We start from the raw sequence: 18535 nt of genomic DNA on the forward strand, positions 1-18535 counted from the left end.
CGCCGATCGGCGCCTGCCCCACCTGCGACGGCCTCGGCGTCGCCGAGTTTTTCGATCCCGACAAGGTGGTTTCGCATCCCGAACTGTCGCTGGCGGCCGGGGCGATGCGCGGCTGGGACCGGCGCAACGCCTACTACTTCTCGATGATCACGTCGCTGGCGCGGCACTATCGCTTCGACGTCGACGCGCCCTGGCAGGAGTTGCCCGAACGGATCCGCGACATCCTGCTCAACGGCAGCGGCGAGGAAACCGTCAACCTCACCTACGTCAGCGAAAGCGGCCGCAAGGTCCAGCGCCGGCACGCCTTCGAAGGCATCCTGCCCAACCTCGAACGCCGCTATCGCGAAACCGAAAGCGCGGCGGTGCGCGAGGAACTGTCGAAATACATCAGCGAGCAGCCCTGCCCCGACTGCGGCGGCGCGCGGCTCAACCGGCAGGCGCGCAGCGTGTTCGTGGCCGGACACCCGCTGCCAGAAATCGCGGTGCTGCCGATCGGCCAGACGCTGGAATTCTTCAGCACCCTCCGCCTGCCCGGCTGGCGCGGCGAGATCGCGGCCCGGATCGTCAAGGAAATCCGCGAGCGGCTGGGGTTCCTGGTCGACGTCGGGCTCGACTACCTGACGTTGGAACGCAAGGCCGATTCTCTGTCCGGCGGCGAGGCCCAGCGCATCCGCCTCGCCAGTCAGATCGGCGCCGGACTGGTCGGCGTCACCTATGTTCTCGACGAGCCCAGCATCGGGCTGCACCAGCGCGACAACGCGCGTCTGCTCGCCACCCTCACCCGCCTGCGCGATCTGGGCAACACGGTGCTGGTGGTCGAACACGATGAAGAGGCAATCCGGCTGGCCGACTACATCGTCGACATCGGCCCCGGCGCCGGCGTGCACGGCGGCGAAGTGGTCGCCCGGGGTGCACTGGCCGACGTGCTGGAAGCGCCGCGTTCGCTGACCGGCCAATACCTGTCGGGCAAGCTGCGGATCGACGTGCCGGCCCACCGCAATCCGCCCAACCGCAAGCGGATGCTCAAGCTCAAGGGCGCCAGCGGCAACAACCTCAAGCACGTGAATCTCGACATTCCCGCCGGGCTGTTCACCTGCATCACCGGCGTCTCCGGTTCGGGCAAATCGACCCTGATCAACGACACCCTGCACGCGCTGGCGGCCAACGAGATCAACGGCGCTTCGCACACGCCGGCACCGTACGACGACATCGTCGGGCTGGACCTGTTCGACAAGGTGGTGGCGATCGACCAGTCGCCCATCGGCCGCACGCCGCGCAGCAATCCTGCGACCTACACCGGGCTGTTCACGCCGCTGCGCGAACTGTTCGCGCAGGCGCCCGAAGCACGCGCGCGCGGCTACTCGCCAGGGCGGTTCTCGTTCAACGTGCGCGGGGGCCGCTGCGAAGCCTGCCAGGGCGACGGCCTCATCAAGGTGGAGATGCACTTCCTGCCCGACGTGTACGTTCCCTGCGACGTCTGCCAGGGCAAGCGCTACAACCGCGAAACGCTGGAAATCCGCTACAAGGGACACAGCATCCACGACGTGCTGGAAATGACGGTGGAGGCGGCGCTGGAATTGTTCGAGCCGATTCCGTCGATCGCGCGCAAGCTCGAAACGCTGATGGACGTGGGCTTGTCCTACGTCAAGCTCGGCCAGAGCGCGACCACGCTGTCCGGCGGCGAGGCGCAGCGGGTGAAGCTGTCGAAGGAATTGTCGCGCCGCGACACCGGCCGCACGCTCTACATCCTCGACGAGCCGACCACCGGCCTGCATTTCCACGACATCGAGGCATTGCTGGCCGTGCTGCATCGCCTGCGCGACGAGGGCAACACCGTGATCGTCATCGAGCACAACCTCGACGTGATCAAGACCGCGGACTGGGTGGTCGATCTCGGCCCCGAGGGCGGCAACGGCGGCGGGCGGATCATCGCCACCGGAACGCCGGAAACGATCGCGGCCACTCCCGACTCGCACACTGGGCGTTTCCTCGCGCCGCTGCTGCAACAACGCGTCGGGCCGCCCCGCAGGCAGAAAGCCACGCAATCCAGCGAAGCCGGAGCACACGCATGAACGACGCTTCCCACGTTTTCCGGATGCCCCTGGCGCTGCGCTGGAGCGACCTGGACGCTTTCAACCACGTCAACAACGCGCGCTACCTGACTTTTCTGGAACAAGCGCGAATCGAATGGTTCGAAAGCATCGGCGAGCCGTGGGTGACCGAGGATTCCGCGCCGGTGGTCGCTTCGGCCACGCTGAACTTCAAGCGCCCGATCGAGTATCCGGCCAAGGCTTTCGTCGAATTGTTCACCGAGCGTCTGGGCGCCCGCAGCGTGGTGATCGGCCACCGCATCCTCGCCGAGGACGGCAGCCTGTATTGCGACGGGAACGTGGTTGCGGTCTGGATCGACCGCCACTCCGGCCGTTCGACCGATTTGCCCGACTGCGTGCGCAGGGCGGCGGGAAAGCTGTTGGCGCCCGCCTGATCCGGATGCATGGAACGGGATTCGCTATTGGCCCCGACGCCGTGTCCGGCCTGCACACGACGTTGCAAGTTCCATACCGGTACGCCACCGGCCACTAATGAACGCCCCATCCCAAAAGCTTGATCCGCTCTTTCCGCGTTCATCCGCGTCAAAAACTCTTCAGCCATTTCCCACCACACAACCATACGCACCCGTATCATTGGGATCCTGACCCACGGGAACTGCGCATGACTTCCAACGCCCTGATCGAAACCACCGTCCACGGCGGCATCCACCAACTCCGGATGAACCGCCCGCCGGTCAACGCGCTCGATCCGGCGCTATGCACCGCACTCACTGCCGTGCTGCAGGACGCCTTCGCGCAGGGCGCGCGCGGGATCGTGCTGGCCGGCGGCGCCAAGGTGTTTTCGGCGGGACTGGACGTGCCCTACCTGCTTTCGCTGGGCGAGGATCGAACCGCATTGATGCAGGCCTGGGAAGCCTTCTTCCAGACCGCACGGACGCTGGCCACAAGCCCGGTTCCGGTGGCCGCGGCGATGGCAGGGCACGCGCCAGCCGGCGGCTGCGTGCTGGCGCTGTGCTGCGATTTCCGGATCCTGGCCGAAGGGCCGTTCCGGATCGGCCTCAACGAAACCCAGGTCGGGCTGGTGGCGCCGGAGGGCATCCAGGCCCTGCTGGCGCGGGTAGTCGGCCCGCATCGCGCCGAACGCCTGCTGGTGGCGGGACACATGCCGGAAGCGGCTCAGGCGCTGTCGATCGGGCTGGTGGACGAACTGGCGGCCGCCGAGGAAGTGGAGAACCGCGCCCGCATCTGGCTCGACGCGCTGCTGCAGCTCCCGCAGGAACCGATGCTGGAAACCCGCGGCATCGCCCGCCGCGACGTGATCGCCGCGCTGGCTCCGGAGCGAATCGACCTCGATCGCTTCGTCGCCGCCTGGACCCGGCCCGATACCCAAGCCGGCCTGCGCGCGATGCTGGCGCGGATCGGGAAATAGGCGAGGCCAGGTCGCGGCTTCCCTCGCCCGCCGCGAGGCTTTCCGCCCGCCGGCTACAGGATCTCCAGCACCTTTTCAGGCGGGCGGCACAACCGCGTGCCCTTGGCGGTGAACACGAACGGCCGGTTGATCAATTTTGGCGTCCGCACCATCGCCTCGAGCATGGCATCGTCGGACAGCGACGGATCGTCCAGCCCCTGCGCCTTGAACTCGGGTTCCTTGCTGCGGATCGCCTCGCGCACGCCCAGACCTGCATCCTTGATCGCACGCCTCAGGCGCTCCTTGCCCGGCGGATCGTTGACGTAATCGACGATCACCGGTTCGATGCCGGATTCGCGAAGAATTTCCAGCGCACCGCGCGAATTGCTGCAGGTGGGCCGGTGCCAGATCTCGACCCGCTGCGCCTTGTCCACCATCGTCAATCTCCCGTCGCCACCGGCCGCGAGGGATCGGCAAGCCAGCCGCTCCACGACCCGGTGAACAGTTTCGCACCCTTCAATCCCGCCCGCTCCATCGCCAGCAGGTTGTGACAGGCCGTCACGCCGGAACCGCACATCATCACCACTTCGGCCGGATCGCGGCCCTGCAGCAGTTCGCGGTATTCCGCGGCCAGTTGCATCGGCGACTTGAAGCGCCCGTTTTCCAGATTCTGTGCATAGGGTCGGTTGATCGCTCCAGGCACGTGACCTGCCACCCGATCCAGAGGCTCCTCGTCGCCGCGGAAACGCGCCGCTGCGCGGGCATCGACCAACATCCCGCCTGCGGCCAGATGCGCATCGACGGCGTCGGCATCAAGCAGGCGATCGGCGTCGAAGCGGCCGCCGATGAAGGACGCGCCCGGCATCGGAGGCGCGGTGGTCACCGGCAAGCCGAGCGAAGTCCAGGCTTTCCAGCCGCCGTCCAGAACCGCCACCTTCTCTTGGCCGAAGGTGCGCAACATGAACCACAGGCGCGCAGCGACCGCGCCGTCGTTGTCGTCATAAACGATTACCTGCGAGGTCTGCGTCACGCCCCAGCGGCGCAGGCGCTCAAGGAAAAGCTTTTCGCTCGGCCACGGGTGGCGCCCCTGCCCGAATCGATCCATTTCCGACAGGTCGCGTTCCAGGTGTGCGTACACCGCGCCGGGGATCCGGCCACGCAGCCACGACTGCTCGCCCTGGCTGGGATCGAGCAGCGAAAACCGGCAGTCGACGACAACCAGATCCGGACGCCCCAGCGCCATCGACAGGACATCCGCCTGCACCAATGTCGTCCATCCGGCCATCACGCTTCTCCCTGATTCACGGCTGCGAGTCGTTCCCTGAGGTTGTACAGGATCGAGGCCGTCGCGCCCCAGATGCGGTGCGCAGCATAGCGGTATTGCAACACATGGCGCGCGCGGCCGGCAAAGCGGATCTCGACCTGCTCCAGACGGTCGGGATCCAGCAGCAGATCCAGCGGCACCTCGAACACATCCGCGACTTCCGCCGGATTGGCCCGCGGCGAAAACCCGGATTCGACCATCGCCAGCACCGGCAGCACGCGGTAGCCGGTGACGGTCAGGTACGGGTCGAGGTAGCCCAGCGGCCGCGCCTGCGCGCCGGCCAGGCCGATTTCCTCGTTCGCCTCGCGCAGCGCGGCCTCGGCCGGACTGGCGTCCTGGGCATCGATGCCGCCCCCCGGGAAGCTGACCTGGCCGGCGTGGTGCCGCAGTTGCTCGGTGCGCCGCGTCAGCAGGACGGCCGCGCCCGACGGGCGCGGGACGACACCGATCAGCACCGCCGCAGGACGCGGATGCGCTGCCAGAGGGAGCCCGTCCAGTTCCGTCAGGTTCCACGGCGGCGTCGCCGGTGGTACATCCAACGGATGGGTCGCGCAGCGCAGGCGATCAACAAGAGTTTCGACGTCAATCACGACGGCTCCCGCTGCGCCGCACGGGCAGGCAGAACCACTGCCACGATGTGCTCGCGTTCCGCAGCATCCAGGGCCAGCCACGCCGCGATTTCATCGCCGGTTCGCAGGCAGCCCAGGCACAGCCCGTCCACGCCGAGCGTGCAGACGCCCGTGCAGGGACTCAGGATGGCAGCGTATTCGCTCATGTCCTGGAATCATCGCCCCAAAACACGATGCGCCGGCACGAGCCGGCGCATCGACTAGACTGCCTTGGCAGAACCCCGAGGTGCCGCCCACGACCGTGGGCGGCTTCCCGAAACGGCGGATCCACAAGCGAACCCGCCTTCTATGTCACTTCACCGCACCCAGTTCGATCTGGAGGGCGATGGCCTGCTGCGCGAACTGCGCGTTCTGGCCCGGGCCCAGCGCGGCGCCCGGCGGAATCACGACTTCCCAGACGGCGCCCTGCTGCATCAGCGGCAGGGTGTCCTTGATCGCCGGGATCGGCGCCTGCGACACCTTGAACGGCGGCGGGGACTGGACGCCGCTCAGCGGGGTACCGACCGCGGCGAGGAAGCTGCGGAAAGCGATCGTCACTTCGCTGTTGGCGGTCGGCTTGGCGCCAGTGCCGGGCTTGACGACGCGGTACATGACGCCGCTGGGCAGGGTCAGCACGCCCTGCTGGGCCTTGTACTGGGTCAGGAACGCGGGGGACTGCGCCTTGTTGTCCTCCAACGCCTTGCGGAAGGCTTCCTGCGCCTTGGCTTCCATGCGCGCCTGGAAACCGGTGAAGGCGGTGCGCAGTTGATCTTCGGTGTAGGCCGGCTGCTTGTCTCCGAAGGCATCCTGCAGGCCGCGCACGACGGTGGCGATGTCGATCGGCTCACCGCCGAGCCGCAGCTCCTGACCCAGGTTCCAGCCCATCACGTAGCTGGCGTGGGTCTTGTCCACCACCGGCAGGTTGGCCGCCGCTGGCGCGGTCGCCGGACGGGGTGCCGCCGCCGGAGCGGTCTGGGCCTGCGCGGAGGCCACGCCGGCGCTCAGGGTCAAGGCCGCCAGGCTGGCAGCGAGTGCATGAAACTTCATCCAGAACCTCATTCGTTGATCGAGACCGCGGACGCGGCCGGGATGGAAAAAACCGGCCGGGGCCGGAGGAGTTTTGCCTGCACCGGACGGCAAGCCGCCTGCGGGACACGCTAGGATACAGTTCGCGGCCCTGAACGGCTACTGAGGCTTCCCTGCGACCGGCGACGGCGGGGGAAGTTCCGCGATTCCCCAATATTTTTCGATTTCGGACGTCCCCATGACCGATTCCCTGCTTCTGACCGAAACCGCCGACGGCATCCGCACCCTGCAAGTCAACCGCCCGGACAAGCTCAACGCCCTCAATGCCGCCACCCTGGACGCGCTGGATGCCGCCTTTGCCGCCGCTGCCGGCGACCCCGAGGTGCGCGTGGTGATCCTGACCGGCGCCGGTCCCAAGGCCTTCGTGGCCGGCGCCGACATCGCCGAAATGCGCACCCTGACGCCCGTGCAGGGCCGGGACTTCTCGCTGCGCGGCACCCGGATGATGCGCCGGATCGAACGCCTGCCCAAGCCGGTGATCGCCATGGTCAACGGGTTCGCGCTGGGCGGCGGACTCGAACTGGCGATGAGCTGCCACCTGCGGATCGCGGCGGACACCGCGAAGATCGGCCAACCCGAGATCAACCTCGGCCTGATTCCCGGCTTCGGCGGCAGCCAGCGGCTGCTGCGGCTGTGCGGCCGCGCGGCCACCCTGGAACTGTGCCTGACCGGCGCGCCGGTCACCGCCGAACGCGCCCTGCAGCTGGGCATCGTCAACCGGATCGTGCCCGCCGCCGAATTGGAAGCGGAAACCCGGAAACTTGCGGCGCAACTCGCTGGCGCCGCCCCGCTGGCGCTGCGCGGAATGCTGGACTGCGTGAGCATCGGCGGCGAATGCGGCATCGAGGAAGGACTGGAGTACGAGGCGGCCCAATTCGGCCTGATGTTCGCCACCGAGGACATGCGCGAAGGCACCGGCGCGTTCCTGGAAAAGCGCAAACCCGCGTTCACGGGGAAATGATCGAATCCGCATCGCCCTGCCCCGCCTGCGGCTGCGCGCAGGCGCATCCTGCGCACGCGGTCGTCGCGAAGCTGCGCGACGGCGATCTCGACGCCGCGCTGGCGCTCGGCCTGCTCGACATGGCGCCCTGCGCGGGTTGCGGTGCGGCCTGCAACGACACGCTGGCCGCGGCCCGGGACAACCGCCGCTTCTCTCTTGCCGCACGCGATCGTCACCGCGCCCGTGCCCGGCGGCTGGCGCGGATCAAGGCCGAGCGCGAAACCGCGCGGCGTGCGGCACAGTCACCGCCAGCCGCTTCCGGAAACGACCGGTCCGACCTCGCCGTCACCGACCTGCCCAAGGCCGCCTCCGACGCGCTGGCCAGGGCGCTGGCCCGGGCGCGCGAGCGGCATTCGTGAAATCCCGTCAAAAACAGCGACCCGCCCGCGGCAGCAGGCTCACCGCGTCCGAAATCGCCGAATTGTTCACCCGCCTGCACGCACTCGACCCCGAGCCGCGTACCGAACTGGAGTTCTCCAGCCCGTTCGAACTGCTCGTCGCCGTCGTGCTGTCGGCCCAGGCCACCGACGTAGGCGTCAACAAGGCCACCCGCAAACTGTTTCGGGTCGCCAACACGCCGCAAGCCATCCTCGCGCTGGGCGAGGACGGATTGAAGGCGTACATCAACACCATCGGCCTGTTCAACGCCAAGGCGGCGAACGTGATTGCGACGTGCCGATTGCTGCTGGAACGCCACGACGGAGAGGTTCCGGACACCCGCGAGGCGCTGGAAGCCCTGCCCGGCGTGGGCCGCAAGACCGCCAACGTGATCCTCAACGTCGCCTTCGGGCAACCCACCATCGCGGTGGACACGCACATCTTCCGCGTCGCCAATCGCACCGGACTGGCACCCGGCAAGGACGTGCGCACGGTGGAAGACAAACTGCTGCGGCTGGTGCCCGACGCATTCCGGCAACACGCCCACCACTGGCTGATCCTGCACGGGCGCTACGTCTGCAAGGCGCGCAAGCCGAATTGCGCGCACTGCCTGCTGCACGATCTGTGCAAATGGCCGGAAAAAACGCCGCTCGCAGGGAACGACGGCGCCTGGCGGTCAGTCGCGCGGTGAACCGTCGCGTTGCCGCAGCAGGGTGAACGCAAAACCGACCACCACCAGCGCTCCAAGCACCAGCAGGCTCCAGAGGGTCAGGGTTTTCCAGTCGCGCGGCGCGGACGCTGGCAAATAGGCGGCGGCTCCCGCGCGTTCGCTGGCCGCTCCCAGGGTGGCCGCCGCCGGCACCCACTGCGCACCTCGTCGCACGCGCAGCGCCTCCAGCATCGATTCCACGGCATCCTGCGCGATGTCTTCGGACGCGCTTCCCGCCACCAGCACATAGGGCGGCTTGCCCTGGTCGAGGAACACCAGGCTGCCGGGGACATAACCCAATCGCAGCGTCGGGGCCATCGTCGGCGTCGTCCCGGCGTCGGGCTGCAGGCGCCAGTCGTGATCGGTGATCAGATAATGCAGGTCCAGCGGCGGCGACGTCTGCGTCCTGCCGGCGTCATCGAGACGCCACGCATTCCAGCCGGCGGCGCGCAGCTTCCACGCCGGCGGACTGGCGTCCCCCTTGCGCGCATCCCCATCGCGGCTGAACACGCTCCAGCGCACGCTGCTGTTGGCGGGCATGGCGACATCGACGCGCTGCACCGGATAGCGGCCTTCGAGGCGATAGTGGAATCCGGTCCCGGCGGTGGCGGGAGCCGGCGTGGCCGAAAGTTCCAACCACTGCCAGCCCACGGGTTCCGCCGCCTCGCGCCATTCCCCGCGGATCTCGCTCACGGTCAGGGCCCCGCCCTCCTGCAGCGGCAACAGGCGCAGATAGCGCGGAGGAGAATCCAGGGCAATGCGGTTGCTGCGCAGTTCCTGCCCTTGGTTGCGCAACCGCACCAGCCGCACCTGGGGGTCGAGGATCCGCCAATCGCGCAGGTCGTCGCTGCCTTCCAGCCGATACCCCAGGTCCACCGATTCGGCATCGTTGTTCCAGTCCAGCGCCAACGACCGCATCCGGGCGCTGTCGGCACCGAGATCCACCAGCCATCCCGTGCCGACCACCGCACCCGCACGCGGCGCGGTCCCGCCGCGCACGGAAACCACCGCCCCGCCACTATCGCGACGCACCAGGACGCTCAGGTCGGCTCCGGTCGTCGTTGCGCCCGTCGGCAGGGGGAACCAGCGCAATATCGTCGTTTGCACGCGGGTCGATGGCGGCTGCGCCGGAACAACAAAACTGGCTACCTCACGTCCCTGTGCATCCAGCACGCGAACATCGCGCAGGTCGGGCCAGTACGCGGCGCGATAGACGGAAGCATCCAGCGTCACCCGGTACGCGCCGGCATCGGCTCGCGCCAACTCCAACGGCCATTGCCGCGCGTACGGTTCCCCAGCCTGCGCGGCCAGCGGCAGCAGGGTCAGCAGCAATGCGAACAAACGCCTCATTCCTTCACCTCGTTGGCGGTCGCCCCGTTGTTCCCCGTAACCCGCCGCGGCGGCACCGGCGCCAGCCAGCCGACGAGGGTGCAGAGCAGGCCGTAGACGATGAACGCGCCGATCCCGAGCAGGTCGCCCAGATTGCCGCGGTCCACCAGCAGCAGCTTGAGCAGGACCACGCCCATGAGCAAGGCCCCCGCCAGCCACAATCCCCAGTGGCCACGCCGCGATCCGTAAATCCAGCCGGCCACGCCCAGCAGGCTCCACACCACGGTCAGGCCGGTCTGGGACAGACCCGCGCCAAGCAGTTCGTCGTTCCACGCAATCCCACCCCAATGGCAGACCGCGCGCAGGGTCATCGTGCTCACCAGCACCAACCCGGCCAGCGCCAACAGGACGATCGGAAGCGATGTCCCCGCAGCGGAGCGGCTGCCGCGCAGCCAGAGCGCAAGCAGCAACAGCACGGCCAGCTGCGCCAGATCCAGCGGATTGATGACGACGATCCACGGCAGCGGCGCGCTGTGCCCCGGGTAAAACAGCAGGCACAGCCACCACAACCCGAGCGCGAGGAACACCAGCAGGCGCAGCGCCGTCTGGAACGGCGCAAAACCGGCACCCAGCGGCTGCGCCAGCCACGCAGCGCAGCGCAGGGACACCCCCGCCAGCAACAACCACGGCAGCGCGAGCAGCATGCCCACCCAGCCGTCGGCCAGGTCGAAGCGATCGCCGAGGAAGCCGGCAAGAAGCGACAGCACGGTCGGCCACAGCAGCCACCACGCCAGCTGCGCCAGTCCCGCCACGTTGCCGCTGGCATTGCGCAGGCCAACCAAGGACCGCGCCCCGAGCGCGGCGAACAGCGGCCAGATCCACACCCCCTGTCCCGCGAACGGTTGACCGTCCGCGCTCCACTGCGCCATCGCCAGCGGGAACGCCAGCACCAGCATCACCATCGTGGTGACGGCCAGCGCCCGCGCCGGGAATCGCCGATGCCATTCCGCCGCCAGCCAGCCGGTGGCGCCGGCCAACAGCAGACTCCAATGCAGATCGTCTCCGGGTTTTGCGAATGCTTCGATTTCGCGAAGGAATGCCAGCAGCCACCAGAACATTCCCCACAGATACGCCAGCACGGCCATCACGTTGCCCGCATGGCGACGATACAGCCAAGCCACCGCGAAACCGCCGCTGGCCACCAGCAGTCCGCTCATGAACGCGGCATTGGCAAACGGCAGTGCGCCAAGGTCGTGGCTGAGCACGCCGGACCCCGTCGAGGCCAGCGCCACCGCCGCCGCCAGTTGCAGGACCAGACCGGCCCAGCGCGGCAGCCGCCGCGACTGCATGAAACCCAGCCAGACCAGCCCCGCGCCTTCGAGTGCGAACACCGAGGCAGTCGCCCTCGCCGACAGCGCCAGCGGCACCGCGAGCGTGGCAAATCCCACGGCCAGCACGGCATAGCCGCGCGCCAGCAGCCCCATTCGCGACTGCGGCAACAGCCAGCGGGCCAGCACGGCATACAGCGCCGCCAGTCCCAGCGCGAAAAACGCCAGCGTCATGCCTTGCCCGGGCAACATGCCCGCCTGCAGCGCAAAGACGACCAGCGGCGTCCCGAACAGCAGGCTGCCGTCGATCCGCGCGCTTCCGGGCGTCGGCACCTTGCGCGCATACAGCAGGGGCAGGAGCAGGTAGAAGCCGAAGAACAGCAGCAGGAACGGCTCGGTGCTGGCGAAGTGTTCCGGCCGGTACTCCAGCACCCCCCAGAGCGTGCCGATCCCGAAGGTGAAAACGAAACCCAGCAGATTCAGGATCCGCCACGGCCGCACCCAGGCGATCGCGAAGATGCCGGCGTTGAGCGCCGCGTAGTAGCTGAACAAAGCCACGTGGCTGCCGCCGCCCGTGGACAGCCACAGCGGCGCCAAAAAGCCCGCCAGCACGCCTAGGATGGCCAGCGTGCGCGACTCCTGCACAACCGCCATCACCGACATCCCGGCGATCAGCAGCACGCTGATGGCAAACGCCGGTCCGGCGCCCAGCAGGTCGTAGCGCTTGCTGGCGGCGAACGTCACCAGCAGCAGGACGCCGATCGCGCCACCCTGCACGGCCAGCGCGAAGCTGCGATGGCTTTCCCGCTTGCGCCAGCCGAACACCAGGCCCGCCAGCGCCGCGGCGGCAACGCCGGCAAGGCGGAATTCGATCGGCATCCGCAGCCAGCCCTGGTCGCTGGCATAGCGCAGCAGCGCCGCAACGCCCGCAAGCAGGACCAGCATGCCCACCTTGACCGGCACGTTCCCGGTCGTGAACCAGCGCTTGACCCGTTCGACGTTGCGTTCGAACCAGTCCGGCTGCGGCGGCTGCGGCGGCTGTGGCGGCTGTGGCGGCTGCGGCGGCGGCGACGCCGGACGGCCCCACGACTTTTCCGCAGTGTCGTCGAATCGCCGGGACGGCTGCGGTTGAGATTCGACAGCGGACGCCGCAACCTCCTCGGGCTCCACGTCCGGAAGCGGCGGCACCACGTACGCTGGAGCCTCGGGCTCGGGTTCTTCCTCTGGAACGACCGTTTCGCGGAGCACACCGACACCCGCCCCGGGCGTGTTTCCGGCCGCGGACGCGGACGCGCTGACCGCAAGCGCGGAAAGCGCCGATTCCAGCGCCTCGACCCGCCGCCGCAAACCGCCCAATTTGACCAGCGCCACCACCAGCAGCACCGGCATGACCAAAAGCGCCAGCAGCGCGAGGATTCCCAGAGCGACCAGTTCGTCCATGGCGAAGCCGGAAACAATCCAGCGCGCACTCTATCGCATCGCCGCAAAGCTCATGAAAGCTGAACGCAGCCTCAGCCGCAGCGGCATCGCCGTGCATCACGTCCCGAGTTAACATCCATACTTCCGACGGTCCCATTCCCCAAGGCAACGCCATGCGCCAATCCGCCGCCAAGCCCCATTCCAGCTTCTTCCCGATGCTCGCCGCTGCCGCATTCGCGGTGGTGCTGTCGCCAACAGCCGCGCTGGCATCCGGCCAGGCCCAGGCCGCGCCGGCAAGCCATGCCATGCACGACGGCGCAGGCGGCCATGAACATGGTTTCGACCAGATCGACAGCGACCACGACGGCCGGATCTCGCGCACCGAATTCGCGGCGGCGCACGGCGGCAAATCCGACCGCTTCGCATCGATCGACGGCAATGGCGACGGCTTCATCAGCCGGCAGGAATTCGACGCCCACCACGCCGCGATGAAGCCGGCAGCGGAAGACCACGCGCCCGCCTCCAGCGACGAGCACGCCGGCCACCATTGAGCCGGGTTTTCGCCGTTCGCGGCGCGGGGCCCCGTCGGGCATCTGCTAGTCTGAAACCATGAGCGCGTCCCCGCAGCCCCCCGTCGTCTCGCCGATGGCTGCGCGTTTTCGCGGCTATCTGCCGGTCGTGGTGGATGTCGAGACCGGCGGATTCGACTGGGACAAGCACGCCCTGCTCGAGATCGCCGCGATCCCGCTGGAATTCGACGCCGAAGGCCGCCTCGTCCCCGGCGCGATCGCCCACGCCAACATCGCCCCCGCCCCCGGCACGCTGATCGACCCCAAGTCGCTGGAAGTGACGGGCATCCGGATCGGCCACCCGCTGCGCGGCGAGCTGGGCGAACGCGAGGGGCTCGATCATGTGTTCGCCCCGGTGCGCGCGGCGATCAAGCGGCACGGCTGCCAGCGCGCGATCCTGGTCGGCCACAACGCCCATTTCGACCTCAACTTCCTCAACGCCGCGGTGAAGCGAAGCGGCCACAAGCGCAACCCCTTCCACCCGTTCAGCGTCCTCGACACCGTGACGATGGCCGCGCTGGCCTACGGCCAGACCGTACTGGCGCGCGCCGCGTTTGCCGCCGGCATCGGCTGGGATCCCAGGGAAGCGCATTCGGCGATCTACGACACCGAGCAGACCGCAAGACTCTTCTGCAAGATCGCCAACGCCTGGCCGCAATTGGGAAGCGTCTCCGCACCCCTGCCCGAAACCATCACCGATCCGGATGCAAGCGATCCCCGCGACGCGCAGGGTTATATGTAAGCCGCATCGCCGTGTCCGGGGCGAATGCGGGGACAATCGACGCCATGGACGGCGTCAATTAGCCTACATGGACGTACTTGCGGCGTGTCCCCGCATTTGCCTCGGGCACGGCGATCCGGACACGGCAATCAAGCTCATACGCAATCGAGTCAAGTCTTCGTCGCTTTCGACCGCAGCTTCAGCATGCGCACGATCCCGTAGGCGCTGATCGCCATCCAGGCCGCTTCCAGCACGAACACCGACACATTGAACTTGCCCATCAGCGACACCAGCACGCCGCCGGAACCGAACAGATTGAGCAACTGGTAAACGATGCCGGTGCCCGCCAGCTGTCCGGCCTGCAGCAGGAAGAACGCCAGCAGCACGCACAGCGTGCCGCAGATGCCCACCCAGTCGTACCACTCCAGATGGATCGCCATCACCGGCTCCTTTGCCGCACGGCCTCGAACAGGACGATGCCGGTGGCGACGGACACGTTGAGGCTTTCGAAGCCGCCCGGCATCGGAATCTTCACCAGCGAATCGCAGTTCTCCCGGGTCAACCGGCGCAACCCCTCACCCTCGCTGCCCATGACCAACGCGACGTTGCCCTTGAGATCGAGCGCGTACAGCGACGCCTCCGCCTCGCCGGCCAGCCCGTGGATCCACACGCCCGCCTTTTGCAGGTCGCGCAGCGTGCGCGACAGATTGGTGACGCTGAACACCGGCAGCGTGTCCGCAGCTCCCGCCGAGGTCTTGCGCACGGTGGCGTTGAGCTGCACCGCCTTGTCCTTGGGAATCACCACCGCGGTCGCACCGGCCGCGGCCGCGCTGCGCAGGCAGGCGCCGAGATTGTGCGGGTCCTGCACGCCGTCCAGCACCAGCACCAGCGCACGGCCTCCGGCGGCCTCGATCAGCGCCGGCAACTCGTGCTCGTCCCAGGTCCTTGCCGCCGCATAGCGCGCCGCCGCGCCCTGATGGCGCAGCCCGCCGGCCACCCCGTCCAGCGCCTGCGCCGGCACCCGCCGGACCTCGATGTCACGCCGCCGCGCCTGCTGCTCGATCTCGACGATGCGCGGATTCCTGCCGCCCGCTTCCAGCAGCACTTCCAGCACGTGCTCGGCGTCGTGTTCCAGCGCCGAAGCCACCGGATTCAATCCGACCACCCATTGCGACGATTTGCCCATGCGCGCATTGTGCCGCATCGGCGGGATCCGATGATGCAGCTGATGCTCGCGCAGGCAGGCATCTCGTGGCACGCTAGGCGGATGTACCTTGCCTACTACGGCCTGCGCGAACCGCCGTTCTCGATCACCCCGGATCCGCGCTTCGTCTTCCTGAGCGAGCGCCACCGGGACGCGCTGGCGCACCTGCTGTTCGGGATCGACAAGGGCGGCGGCGGCGGCTTCGTCCAGCTGACCGGCGAAGTCGGCACCGGCAAGACCACCCTCAGCCGCCTGCTGCTGGAACAACTACCGGACAACGCCCGCATCGCGCTGGTGCTCAACCCGCGCCAGAACGCGATCGAACTGCTGGAAACCGTCTGCGAAGAGTTGCGGATCGACATCGAAGGCAAACGCGGCAGCGCCAAGGCCCTGATCGACGCACTCAACGCCTACCTGCTCGACGCCTACGCGCAGGGCCTGCGGGTGGTGCTGCTGATCGACGAGGCGCAGAACCTGCCGCCCGACGCGCTGGAACAGGTGCGTCTGCTGACCAATCTGGAAACCCACACCCAGAAACTGCTGCAGATCCTGCTGCTGGGCCAGCCCGAACTGCGCGACCTGCTGGCACGCCCGGAGCTGCGCCAGCTCGCCCAGCGCATCACCGCGCGCTTCCACCTGAGCCCGCTGGACGAACGCGAGACCGCCGCCTATCTGCGCCACCGCTGGCGGGTGGCCGGCGGCTCGCGCTTCCCGTTCAACGCCAAGGCGGTGCGCCGTCTGCACGCGCTTTCCGGCGGCGTGCCGCGACTGATCAACGTGATCGCCGAACGCGCACTGCTGGCCGGCTACGCCCGCGATGCGGTCGGCATCGACGCCAAGCTGGTGAACGCGGCGGCACGCGAAGTCCTGCCGTCCGCCCGACCAGCGCGCTTGCAACCGCTGCTGGCCGTGGCCGGCGGCGTGGTGATCGCCGCGCTGATCGTTGCCGCCTGGTGGTTCCAGCCGTGGGCGAAGGGCCCCGTCGCGACAACGCCCATGCCCCGGCCCGCGGTCTCGGCGACAACGCCCGACGCAGCCAGACCGCCGCCCAAACCTGTGATCGAGAACGTCGATCCCGCCGCGTTCGCGCACCTGATCGAAACTGCAAATGCCTCGCCGACGGACACCTGGCGCGAGCTGCTGCAACAGTGGTCGCTACCCGGCGATGCCGTCACCGTGGCTTCGGACGGGAGCTGCAATCCGGCCCCGGCGCGGATCGACCTGCACTGCGTAAATGGCAGCACGCGTCTGGTTACGCTGCTGGCCCTGGACCGGCCGCTGCTGTTGCGCCTTCGCGCGGGCACCTCCGATACCTGGGCCCTGTTGCTTGGCGCGGACACGCGCACGGTCCGCCTGCGGATCGGCACGCGCACGATCGATGTCGGGCGCACCCTGTTGCAATCGCGCTGGGACGGCCGCTACGCCGGCCTGTGGCGCGGGCCGGATGTCCTCATGCAAGCGCCGCAGCCGGGCACTTCCAGCCCGGCCGTGGACTGGCTGTGGCAGCAGCTTTCAGCGCCGCCTCCCGCCGCCGGCATGCCCTACAACGCCACGCTGCGCGCTGCCGTACGCGAGCTGCAGAGCGCGCGCGGACTGCCGACCGACGGCATCGCCGGTTCCCTGACCCTGATGGCCCTGGCCAATGATCTGCCCGGCCCGCGCCTGCTGCGGGTGCTGGAGTGAAACTCGATGTCGCTGATTCTTGAAGCCCTGCGCAAATCCGAAGCCGAACGCCAGCGTGAGGGCACGCCCAGCGTGGCGATGGAACTGCCGCCGGTGCCCGCGCGCGGCACCGGGGCAACGCCGGGCTGGGTCTGGCCGACGCTGGCCATCGTGGTCGCCGGCGCGATCCTGGCAGGCTGGTGGGGGATGCACGCCGGCAAGGGCGATCCGGCACCCGATGCCGTGGCCGACGCAGCGCCCATCGCAGCTTCGGCAGCGGAACACCCTGCGCCGCATGCAGCGCCCGCACCATCCACTCCCGCCATGCCGCCCGCGCCCGAGCCACAGACGGCCCAGCCACCGGCTCCGCCCGCGGCCCCCATCGCCGCCACCGCTCCGGCTCCGGCTCCGGCTCCGTCACCTGCGCCAACGCCAGCGCCAGCTCCGGCGCCCCATTCCGTCGCACAGACGCCGCCTCCCGTCGCCCCGCTCCCCGCTGCCCCGGCTCCTGCAGCGCCAGCAGTCGCTGCAAGCGCGGAAGACACCGAAGACGCTCCGCCGATTTCGGCGACCGGCCTGCCCGCGGTGAAGCTGAGCATGCACATGTGGGATTCCGATCCCGGCAAGCGCTTCGTCATCCTCGACGGCCAGCGCATGGGCGAAGGTGACCGCAGCGGCGGCCTGCAGGTCATCGCCATTCGTCGCGACGGCGTCATCGTCGAACGCAACGGCATTCGCGCCCGGGTACCCCTGCCCTGAACAAAGCGCCGCAGCCATGACCACGCTGGATTTCCTCCTCGAACGCGACTTCGTCGAGCTCAACCAGCTGCTGAAGCTGGTCGGGTTGTGTGATTCGGGCGGCGCCGGCAAGCAACTCGTCGCCAGCGGCGCGGTGCGCGTGGACGGCGTCGTTGAACTGCGCAAGACCGCCAAGATCCGCGCCGGGCAGCGGGTGACGCTGGGTGAGAACGAGGTTCAAGTGCGCTAGGGCTGATGCGCTCCTGCCCGTATTCCCGCAGAATCCTTTTTCAGCTGGAAAGGATCCACGGAAACCGGAATGGGCATTCTCGTCGGCGCCATCTGCCTCGCAGCCCTGCTTTGGGCCGTGTTCGCCTTCAACGGACTGATTCGCCTGCGCAACCAGTTCCGCACCGCCTGGGCCGACGTTGACGTGCAGTTGCAACGTCGCCACGACCTCGTGCCGCAGCTGGTGGAAGCGGTGAAAGGCTACGCCGCGCACGAGCGCGCCACGCTGGAAGCCGTCACCGAGCTGCGCAACCAGGCCCGCGCGGCGCACGGCGCGGCCCAGCAGGGCCAGGCCGAGTCCATGCTCGAACACTCGCTCTCGCGGCTGATCGCCCTCCAGGAGGCTTATCCGGAGCTCAAGGCCAGCGACAATTTCCGACAGCTGTCCGCGGGGCTGGTCGAGGTCGAAGACCATCTGCAGTACGCGCGCCGCTTTTACAACGGCGCGGTGCGCGATTACAACGACGCCATCCAGCGCTTTCCAACGCTGTTGATCGCCGGCCCGTTCGGATTTCGTTCCGCCGAATTCTTCCAGGCCGAAGACGGCAGCCGGGCCTCCCCGAAACTGGAGTTCGGGCAATGAAGCGTTTGCTCGCATTGGTTCTGCTGTGTCTGTCCCTGCTGCCGGTGCTGCCGGTATTGGCGCAAAAAACGCCGCACAAGGGCGACGCCCCCAGTGCCGACGAAATCGCACGTCGCGTCAACGAGGCCAC

Annotated in this window: 18 protein-coding genes and 2 pseudogenes; 12 read left to right on the top strand and 8 right to left on the bottom strand. The window is 68.4% G+C overall.

Annotated features, from left to right (window positions below):
* The 3 genes from uvrA to Q0X16_RS03520 all read left to right on the top strand — a co-directional run.
* Window positions 1–2072 (top strand): excinuclease ABC subunit UvrA (gene uvrA / locus Q0X16_RS03510; protein ID WP_297830690.1); only part of this gene is annotated, 2072 nt, incomplete at its 5' end.
* Window positions 2069–2485: a thioesterase family protein gene (locus Q0X16_RS03515; protein ID WP_297830692.1), complete on the top strand. Its 417-nt coding sequence runs from the start codon at window positions 2069–2071 to the stop codon at window positions 2483–2485. The genes uvrA and Q0X16_RS03515, both read left to right, overlap by 4 nt.
* A gap of 227 nt (window positions 2486–2712) precedes the next feature.
* A complete protein-coding gene (locus Q0X16_RS03520) occupies window positions 2713–3480 on the top strand; it encodes an enoyl-CoA hydratase/isomerase family protein (RefSeq protein ID WP_297830694.1) in 768 nt (255 codons plus the stop codon).
* Between the two features lie 53 nt (window positions 3481–3533).
* Here the strand turns inward: Q0X16_RS03520 and arsC are convergent, their stop codons facing one another.
* From arsC to Q0X16_RS03540, 4 genes and pseudogenes are all read right to left on the bottom strand, one after another.
* The gene (gene arsC / locus Q0X16_RS03525; protein ID WP_297830696.1) at window positions 3534–3896 is read right to left on the bottom strand and encodes an arsenate reductase (glutaredoxin); all 363 of its coding nucleotides are present in this window, start codon (window positions 3894–3896) and stop codon (window positions 3534–3536) included.
* A gap of 2 nt (window positions 3897–3898) precedes the next feature.
* Window positions 3899–4744 carry a sulfurtransferase gene (locus Q0X16_RS03530; protein WP_297830697.1) on the bottom strand — a complete coding sequence of 282 codons (846 nt, stop codon included), beginning with the start codon at window positions 4742–4744 and terminating at the stop codon, window positions 3899–3901.
* Window positions 4744–5558, bottom strand: a pseudogene (locus tag Q0X16_RS03535) (CoA pyrophosphatase). Before Q0X16_RS03535 ends, Q0X16_RS03530 begins: the two are co-directional and overlap by 1 nt.
* Window positions 5559–5703: 145 nt before the next feature.
* Window positions 5704–6438, bottom strand: coding sequence for an FKBP-type peptidyl-prolyl cis-trans isomerase N-terminal domain-containing protein (locus Q0X16_RS03540; protein WP_297830699.1), 735 nt, complete (start codon window positions 6436–6438; stop codon window positions 5704–5706).
* A gap of 217 nt (window positions 6439–6655) precedes the next feature.
* On the opposite strand from Q0X16_RS03540, the gene Q0X16_RS03545 reads away from it, so the two are divergent.
* Genes Q0X16_RS03545 through nth form a run of 3 tightly spaced genes read left to right on the top strand, consistent with a single transcriptional unit; the run spans window position 6656 to window position 8546 of the window.
* On the top strand, window positions 6656–7438 hold the full coding sequence (locus tag Q0X16_RS03545) for an enoyl-CoA hydratase-related protein (protein WP_297830701.1): 783 nt from the start codon (window positions 6656–6658) through the stop codon (window positions 7436–7438).
* Entirely contained in the window at window positions 7435–7836 is a 402-nt protein-coding gene (locus Q0X16_RS03550; protein ID WP_297830704.1) for a hypothetical protein, read from the top strand. The genes Q0X16_RS03545 and Q0X16_RS03550 overlap by 4 nt, the downstream gene beginning before the upstream one ends.
* The gene (gene nth / locus Q0X16_RS03555) at window positions 7833–8546 is read left to right on the top strand and encodes an endonuclease III (protein WP_297830705.1); all 714 of its coding nucleotides are present in this window, start codon (window positions 7833–7835) and stop codon (window positions 8544–8546) included. The genes Q0X16_RS03550 and nth overlap by 4 nt, the downstream gene beginning before the upstream one ends.
* On the opposite strand, the gene Q0X16_RS03560 is transcribed toward nth, so the two are convergent.
* On the bottom strand, window positions 8532–9914 hold the full coding sequence (locus Q0X16_RS03560) for a DUF3999 domain-containing protein (protein WP_297830708.1): 1383 nt from the start codon (window positions 9912–9914) through the stop codon (window positions 8532–8534). The genes nth and Q0X16_RS03560 overlap by 15 nt on opposite strands.
* Window positions 9911–12661, bottom strand: coding sequence for a DUF2339 domain-containing protein (locus Q0X16_RS03565; RefSeq protein WP_297830710.1), 2751 nt, complete (start codon window positions 12659–12661; stop codon window positions 9911–9913). Before Q0X16_RS03565 ends, Q0X16_RS03560 begins: the two co-directional genes overlap by 4 nt.
* 152 nt (window positions 12662–12813) lie before the next feature.
* Here Q0X16_RS03565 and Q0X16_RS03570 point away from each other — a divergent pair, with 152 nt between their 5' ends.
* Both Q0X16_RS03570 and rnt read left to right on the top strand, forming a co-directional pair.
* Entirely contained in the window at window positions 12814–13191 is a 378-nt protein-coding gene (locus tag Q0X16_RS03570) for an EF-hand domain-containing protein (RefSeq protein ID WP_297830712.1), read from the top strand.
* 58 nt (window positions 13192–13249) lie between these two features.
* Window positions 13250–13870, top strand: a pseudogene (rnt, locus tag Q0X16_RS03575) (ribonuclease T); the annotation flags it as partial.
* A 230-nt stretch (window positions 13871–14100) separates the two neighbouring features.
* Here the strand turns inward: rnt and Q0X16_RS03580 are convergent.
* Window positions 14101–14370: a hypothetical protein gene (locus Q0X16_RS03580; RefSeq protein WP_297830714.1), complete on the bottom strand. Its 270-nt coding sequence runs from the start codon at window positions 14368–14370 to the stop codon at window positions 14101–14103.
* A complete protein-coding gene (gene rlmB / locus Q0X16_RS03585) occupies window positions 14370–15116 on the bottom strand; it encodes a 23S rRNA (guanosine(2251)-2'-O)-methyltransferase RlmB (protein ID WP_297830715.1) in 747 nt (248 codons plus the stop codon). The genes Q0X16_RS03580 and rlmB overlap by 1 nt, the downstream gene beginning before the upstream one ends.
* Window positions 15117–15149: 33 nt before the next feature.
* Here rlmB and Q0X16_RS03590 point away from each other — a divergent pair, with 33 nt between their 5' ends.
* The 4 genes from Q0X16_RS03590 to Q0X16_RS03605 all read left to right on the top strand — a co-directional run bounded on the left by Q0X16_RS03590 (window position 15150) and on the right by Q0X16_RS03605 (window position 18405).
* Window positions 15150–16817 carry an ExeA family protein gene (locus Q0X16_RS03590; protein ID WP_297830717.1) on the top strand — a complete coding sequence of 556 codons (1668 nt, stop codon included), beginning with the start codon at window positions 15150–15152 and terminating at the stop codon, window positions 16815–16817.
* A gap of 6 nt (window positions 16818–16823) precedes the next feature.
* The gene (locus Q0X16_RS03595; protein WP_297830719.1) at window positions 16824–17555 is read left to right on the top strand and encodes a general secretion pathway protein GspB; all 732 of its coding nucleotides are present in this window, start codon (window positions 16824–16826) and stop codon (window positions 17553–17555) included.
* Window positions 17556–17571: 16 nt separating this feature from the next.
* Window positions 17572–17784, top strand: a complete 213-nt coding sequence (locus tag Q0X16_RS03600) for an RNA-binding S4 domain-containing protein (protein WP_297830722.1) — start codon at window positions 17572–17574, stop codon at window positions 17782–17784.
* Between the two features lie 69 nt (window positions 17785–17853).
* The gene (locus Q0X16_RS03605) at window positions 17854–18405 is read left to right on the top strand and encodes a LemA family protein (RefSeq protein WP_297830724.1); all 552 of its coding nucleotides are present in this window, start codon (window positions 17854–17856) and stop codon (window positions 18403–18405) included.
* Window positions 18406–18535 lie beyond the last annotated feature (130 nt).

Source organism: Thermomonas sp. (genome assembly GCF_025993755.1).
GTDB lineage: Bacteria > Pseudomonadota > Gammaproteobacteria > Xanthomonadales > Xanthomonadaceae > Thermomonas.

Coding starts and splice junctions, on each gene's coding strand:
- Q0X16_RS03515 (WP_297830692.1), top strand. CDS start 2,069: ATGAACGACGCTTCCCACGTTTTCCGGATGCCCCTGGCGCTGCGCTGG.
- Q0X16_RS03520 (WP_297830694.1), top strand. CDS start 2,713: ATGACTTCCAACGCCCTGATCGAAACCACCGTCCACGGCGGCATCCAC.
- arsC (WP_297830696.1), bottom strand. CDS start 3,896: ATGGTGGACAAGGCGCAGCGGGTCGAGATCTGGCACCGGCCCACCTGC.
- Q0X16_RS03530 (WP_297830697.1), bottom strand. CDS start 4,744: ATGGCCGGATGGACGACATTGGTGCAGGCGGATGTCCTGTCGATGGCG.
- Q0X16_RS03540 (WP_297830699.1), bottom strand. CDS start 6,438: ATGAAGTTTCATGCACTCGCTGCCAGCCTGGCGGCCTTGACCCTGAGC.
- Q0X16_RS03545 (WP_297830701.1), top strand. CDS start 6,656: ATGACCGATTCCCTGCTTCTGACCGAAACCGCCGACGGCATCCGCACC.
- Q0X16_RS03550 (WP_297830704.1), top strand. CDS start 7,435: ATGATCGAATCCGCATCGCCCTGCCCCGCCTGCGGCTGCGCGCAGGCG.
- Q0X16_RS03560 (WP_297830708.1), bottom strand. CDS start 9,914: ATGAGGCGTTTGTTCGCATTGCTGCTGACCCTGCTGCCGCTGGCCGCG.
- Q0X16_RS03565 (WP_297830710.1), bottom strand. CDS start 12,661: ATGGACGAACTGGTCGCTCTGGGAATCCTCGCGCTGCTGGCGCTTTTG.
- Q0X16_RS03570 (WP_297830712.1), top strand. CDS start 12,814: ATGCGCCAATCCGCCGCCAAGCCCCATTCCAGCTTCTTCCCGATGCTC.
- Q0X16_RS03580 (WP_297830714.1), bottom strand. CDS start 14,370: ATGGCGATCCATCTGGAGTGGTACGACTGGGTGGGCATCTGCGGCACG.
- rlmB (WP_297830715.1), bottom strand. CDS start 15,116: ATGGGCAAATCGTCGCAATGGGTGGTCGGATTGAATCCGGTGGCTTCG.
- Q0X16_RS03590 (WP_297830717.1), top strand. CDS start 15,150: ATGCAGCTGATGCTCGCGCAGGCAGGCATCTCGTGGCACGCTAGGCGG.
- Q0X16_RS03595 (WP_297830719.1), top strand. CDS start 16,824: ATGTCGCTGATTCTTGAAGCCCTGCGCAAATCCGAAGCCGAACGCCAG.
- Q0X16_RS03600 (WP_297830722.1), top strand. CDS start 17,572: ATGACCACGCTGGATTTCCTCCTCGAACGCGACTTCGTCGAGCTCAAC.
- Q0X16_RS03605 (WP_297830724.1), top strand. CDS start 17,854: ATGGGCATTCTCGTCGGCGCCATCTGCCTCGCAGCCCTGCTTTGGGCC.